This is a genomic window from Endozoicomonas numazuensis (genome assembly GCF_000722635.1).
GTDB classification, from domain to species: Bacteria; Pseudomonadota; Gammaproteobacteria; order Pseudomonadales; family Endozoicomonadaceae; genus Endozoicomonas_A; species Endozoicomonas_A numazuensis.
The window spans coordinates 1,484,583-1,488,268 of record NZ_JOKH01000001.1; the positions used below are offsets into that span (position 1 = coordinate 1,484,583).

4 protein-coding genes are annotated in these 3,686 nt (G+C 46.0%); 2 read left to right on the forward strand and 2 right to left on the reverse strand.

Features of this window, described 5'->3' with window-relative positions:
* On the forward strand, window positions 1–457 hold a 457-nt coding region (locus GZ78_RS30210), incomplete at its 5' end, for a hypothetical protein (protein WP_236631489.1).
* Between the two features lie 354 nt (window positions 458–811).
* Here GZ78_RS30210 and GZ78_RS06555 read toward each other — a convergent pair.
* Together GZ78_RS06555 and GZ78_RS27230 are read right to left on the reverse strand one after the other, a co-directional pair.
* Window positions 812–1,108 (reverse strand): antibiotic biosynthesis monooxygenase family protein, encoded by a 297-nt coding sequence (locus GZ78_RS06555; protein WP_034833624.1) that lies wholly within the window; start codon window positions 1,106–1,108, stop codon window positions 812–814.
* 229 nt (window positions 1,109–1,337) lie between these two features.
* Window positions 1,338–2,942, reverse strand: a complete 1,605-nt coding sequence (locus tag GZ78_RS27230) for a hypothetical protein (protein WP_051785887.1) — start codon at window positions 2,940–2,942, stop codon at window positions 1,338–1,340.
* 161 nt (window positions 2,943–3,103) lie between these two features.
* Between GZ78_RS27230 and GZ78_RS06565 the strand changes: the two genes are divergently transcribed.
* Window positions 3,104–3,328: an LbetaH domain-containing protein gene (locus GZ78_RS06565; protein ID WP_034833625.1), complete on the forward strand. Its 225-nt coding sequence runs from the start codon at window positions 3,104–3,106 to the stop codon at window positions 3,326–3,328.
* Window positions 3,329–3,686 lie beyond the last annotated feature (358 nt).

The window sequence follows — 3,686 nt, forward strand, 5'->3', positions numbered from 1 at the left end:
TTCGAAAATTGTAAATTCAAAACATTGCGCTGAATCTGAGGGTAAGATTGTTGAGGAGCTCAATGTTTTAAACCAAGAACTAAGGCGAGGTTGCGGATATCCTCTCTCATGGCAAGAACCTATGGTGAGAGCAAGGCAACATTGTTATGACTATTTGGTCACCGGCAAGGCCGAGGATGATTATTATCACTTGGTAAGAAAGTATGACTCCATCAATAGCGTATCAGAACGTACTTTATGGCGTGGGGAAAACAGTAGCTTTTATGTTAAAAAGACTGCAGAGAATTTTCTGGAAAAAGCGATAAAGCACCCGACGCAGATAGATCTACACAGTGATCCCAAATCGAGATTTATAGGTGCCAGAAACCCAGACACCCGGTTCATTGAGGCTCACAGGTTAACGGGAATCCAGATGGTTAAGTACTTTTATCATGGGAATGACTATTCTTGGATCTGATTTAGGAACTGTCCCGAAATAAAATCCGTTTTTAGAGTGATATGGCAAGAGTTTTCTGGACATTTTTTGCGCTGCCTCGGCAAGGGCTAAGTTCGCCTTACTCGTTGTTTGAACTATACCCATCGCCTTTCAAGATGCTACGTTGTTGCCAGCGTTCGCTCACCCTGATCACCTACTACTTGTAGGCTCACAGGGCTTCGCTCACTTGTCGCCTGGTAGCATCTTGAAATCCAATGGGTATATTCGCTGCCTTTTTGCCTTGCAGACTTCGAAGGATATGGGAAATGCACTTCGACAGGTTCAGTGCGAACGGTATCGGGTATAACGGTTGGCTGCATTAGCTTTTCAAAAGATTCACGAACTGACCACTGTCTGATAATGTTCTACCTCAGGAAAAGGTTCATAAAAGTGGTGCAGTAATTGTTTCCATTGCTGATATTCTTTTGACTCCCTGAAACCTTCTGTGTGATCTTCCAGTCTTTCCCAGTTCACCAAAAGCAGATAACGGTTGTCTTTCTCCAGGCATTTCTGAAGCTGGTGGGAGAGGTAACCTTTCATACTGGCTATAATGCTCTGTGCCTGAGCAAAAGCCTTTTCAAACTCGACTTCCTGTCCCGGTTTCACATCCAGGATGGCGACTTCCAGTATCATTGCTTTACCTTTGCATGCGGGTTAATACCAGTCGTACTTTCTAACTACGCTTTTGCGCTGACAATCTGAACACCAGCCCTGCGTTGGAACTCCTCGTAATACTAGCTATTATTCGTCGTTCCGCCTTGTTCTGCCGTCCAGCTTGCCATGCTCATTACGGTAGTTAGAAAGCACGATTGGTATAAGAGAGGGCTTTTAACCCTCTCTTTTAACCCCCTCTTTTAACGGTTTAACCTTCAGGGTTGAGTCGCACACGTCCCCAGGTACTGTCGTAGGTCAGACGACCTTCAGGGTCGATAGCAATAGGTGCAAAGTTAGTGTTGTATTTGTTCGGGCCCAGAATCCAGTGGAATTTTTCTTTGCCACTGGTCCAGTCAATTGCTTCCATAGTCCACTCTCCATCCCTTGTTCCCGCCGTGTAGAGAATATTATTCTGTGCCGAGATAATAGGAACGGAATTAGGTGAGCTGACATCAACATTGACCCAGGCTTCTTCCAGTGTGCGGTTTTCAGGATTCCACTGGAACTTCTGAATACCCAGTGGGCGATATTCATCTTCGTTGGCCAGCAATCCTGCAAATACAGGGGCGAACATGTTGGGCAAATAGAAGGGCAGGCTTGGGGGCTCATTATTAACAATGACTGCGCCATAGCCATAAACAGCGACAGACTGTTCAGACTGAACTTCTTTCAGATCAGGGTTGCCCATGTTAGCAGCAATTTTTCCTGCGACACGACGATCTTCACCAGGCAGGCCTTTCCAGGTTTCAGGAATAGCTTCTCGCCAAAACAGGGTCAGATTCATCAGGTCGTCGCCGTCAGTAATGGCTACCAGTTTGTCTTCATCGCCAAAGCCCATCAGTGATGGTGTTGAGCCAGTACCACGACCCTTGCTGTTTGAATAGGGTGCAGACCATGCGCCGTCTTCAGGTGCCTTTGACCAGCCATTTCCAGTCCATTTTATGGCGTGCATATGTTCTGTACTGGCAATGTACACCAGGCCTTTTTCATCGACTGCAAAAGAGTTTCTAACCCAGCCATTCAGTGGGTCGTCCTTATTCTGAGACTGCTCCGGTGCAAAGTTTAGCTTGGCCTGGTATTGCTGTTTGAAATCACGGCTCATAGCCACGACCCAGCCATCATCGGTAACGGCGATTAAATAGCCATCGTAGGACATATTGATACCAGTGACCCTGCCGGTTACCGGTGCTGCAATTTTGTAATTGTATTTTTGCTCGATAGGTGAGGATGGGTCACCTTCAACCTTGTCACCATAGGCGACAATGTTTCCGTCATCTCTGCCGAGATAAAAGCGGTTATCTTTATCGATGAGAGGATAAAGAGATCCGGCTTCGGCAAAGCGGTACATTTCCTGTATAGCATTGATGATACGCAGGGGCTCAAATCCTGAGGAGACTTTTCTTTCCCGCTCCTCTGCCCATTCGCTATCCCAACCCTGATCTTCACGGGTCATGAAGGAGTCGATCATTTCAAAGGAGTCATAATCTTGTTTGACTACCCTGTCCGCACCTGCGGACCAGAGAACCCTGCGACCATCGGGGTATTGTCCGGATAGGGTCACAATCAATTGGTTAGGGCCAATATACTGGTATTGAATTTCCTGATCGCTCAGGCGCCGTGAGTCACTGACAGGACCAAGTTGGTCAACAGCTCCCTGCTGAGCGCTGGTTACGTGAGTAATAGGATAGGGTGAGTCAGCCAGGTAAGCGTTGGCTGGTGGCATATTCGGTTGCGCAAAAGCAACAGCAGAGGCCAGAATTGAAGGGATTCCACAAGCCAGGGTAAACCTGGACAGAGACAGCTTCCGTATCATCTTTATTTCTCATTTATTGTTATTGCAGACGACAATAAAAGTACTATCGTGAGCCGATTATACGTCAATGAGTGACTATTAAAAGCGATATTTAAGTCGAATGAATTAAAATTTACAAACTCCTTTCATAGTGTCGTTTATTCATTGTCAATGACTGTATTATGGCGAACAACTCCACGCTGGCCGGCCATGTGACCATTGGCGATGGTGTGATTCTGGGTGGTTTCACGGCCATTCACCAGTTCTGTAAAATCGGCACTTACAGTATGAGTGCCGGTAATACCACCATCTTTAAAGATGTACCTGCCTTTATCATGACTAGGAGGCTGACCGAGAATAGACAGCCCGGCCTAAAATCCAGAAAGAATGGCCATCTTTTCCACTGAATTTGCTTAAATAGGTCAACTATTCGCACAAATTCAGTGAAAAAGCTGACTCGTTCTACTGAATTTTATGCTCGGACGCTATTCTCGGTCAGCCTCCTAGTGGCTCGCCTGGCAAACCTTATGGTATGAACTTTGAAGACATGCGTTGCCTTGATTACAGTCCTGAACTGATCCGTACCCATGGCATTATCCGGTAAATTTTCGTTCTGATAATTTACTCAAGAAAGTTCTGGTTTTCTTTGCAGGTCGGAGCTTTGTTGTGCCGGATTGATTTTATACTTCCTTCCGGGAACTGTTTAGGTAAACAGCTGTCAAATCTGCATAAGGAATAGCTTTAATAGCTGGAGACTATCGTGAT